The organism is Candidatus Symbiopectobacterium sp. NZEC135 (assembly GCF_025962695.1).
In genome coordinates, this window is the sequence record NZ_JAGFPF010000384.1 from 1 (window position 1) to 1,623 (window position 1,623).

A 1,623-nucleotide genomic window follows, 5' to 3' on the forward strand; every position below is an offset into this window, starting at 1 on the left:
TCATTGAAAGTTTGTCATCGGACCAGCTCAAATTGCTGGACGCGACATTTGGACGTGACGGAATACTGGGCTGGGTATACGGTTCGGGCTTTCCTAAATCTCACCACGCGTTAAAACCGGCGCTGGAACCGATTACCCTTGCCCGCAAGCCGAGCAAGGGAACCATAGCATCCAACGTAGGCGTGTATGGTACCGGCGTTCTGAACATCGGCGAATGCAGGATCCCTCTGGCAGAGGGGGAATCCCCCTATGATTATCCAAATGGACCGGGTGGATCTGAGCCCAACCATATGTGGCGAGGCAGAAGTAAAGGTGATGGAGGTATCGCCAGACAAGGAAATCCTGATGGTCGCTGGCCTGCCAATGTTATCCATGATGGCAGTGATGCAGTACTTACGATGTTCCCGTATACCCCTCAGCAGATGGAAATTAATAGCGCCAGTCGGTTCTTTTATTGTGCGAAAGCCAGCAAAAATGACCGCGATGAAGGGAACAATCATATGTGTGTAAAGCCCACAGCACTGATGCGATACCTCTGCCGTCTGATTACCCCCTCAGGTGGCACTGTACTTGATCCCTTTATGGGGAGTGGAAGCACCGGCAAAGCTGCGGCGATGGAAGGATTCTGTTTTATCGGTATTGAGCGAGAAGAGGATTATGTGAAAACTGCTCGCAGGCGTATTGCGGCAGCACGGAGTACCACAGCTCATTCTGATGATGCAGGAAGGCACATTGATAAATGAAGACGGGTTAAATTCCTCTATGAGTGTGTTAGCTCAGATTTGAGCTAACATTTTTATGGCTCAGTGCATAACCTCATCTGGCAGGTAGCTTTGTGCCAGGAGCGGACTTAGTTGGCACGCACATAGTTTGCAACAACAAGCGATCTACTTATTTTGTGCTAGCTTTATCATTCATGCGTACAGTAGTGATCGAAAATTCAATGAGTTATAAGTGTTCTCTGGCGGGATAACTCGCATACGCGTTATCGTGAAAAAATGGATTTGACAATTGTCAGTAATTGTCTGACCTTAAGTAATCATTGACAGCATGGTCGGGCTGGTCGAAGTGGCTAAACGTGCACGCGTGTTATTAAAATACTAGCCGGTCAAGAGTTCACTTTCACGGATGCAGAAAAATGAAGTTCAAAAATCAAGTTTATGAAGATTTAGTTAAAGATTTAATTAATGACGCTTTTTACATTGAATCCAGATCCAATAGAGGTAAAATTTCTACAATTCGACAATATTCAGAAGTTGTCATACGCAAATTATGTGACATCCCTCAAGGCGAAGAAGTTACACTCGGTAATTTCGAAGTTATTAAAAAATTAAAGGCCGCAAGTTCAAATGATAAATTTTTAATGGGGGCTGTTAGAAAGCTACAAAAATTAGGGAATAAATGCACCCATACAAAAAACCCAAAACCGATTCTTGATACTGATGTGGATTCTGCGATTGATGCGTTGTTTAAGTTGTATGCAAGCTTGTTTATTTTGTACTTTAAAAAGTATAAATTTGGCTCCAGCAATGAAATTGTGAGCGTATTTTCCATACTCCCTCCAATCATTAGGTTTTTTGTTCTCGACAACCTTTATAATAGTGATAAAAGCAATTTGCTAGT

Annotated in this window: 2 protein-coding genes; both read left to right on the top strand. The window is 43.4% G+C overall.

The features are described 5' to 3' along the window. On the top strand, window positions 1-743 hold a 743-nt coding region (locus tag J5224_RS27095), incomplete at its 5' end, for a site-specific DNA-methyltransferase (RefSeq protein ID WP_264628246.1). Window positions 744-1,138: 395 nt separating this feature from the next. After that, a partial coding sequence (locus J5224_RS27100) for a hypothetical protein (RefSeq protein WP_264628247.1) occupies window positions 1,139-1,623 on the top strand: 485 nt, incomplete at its 3' end.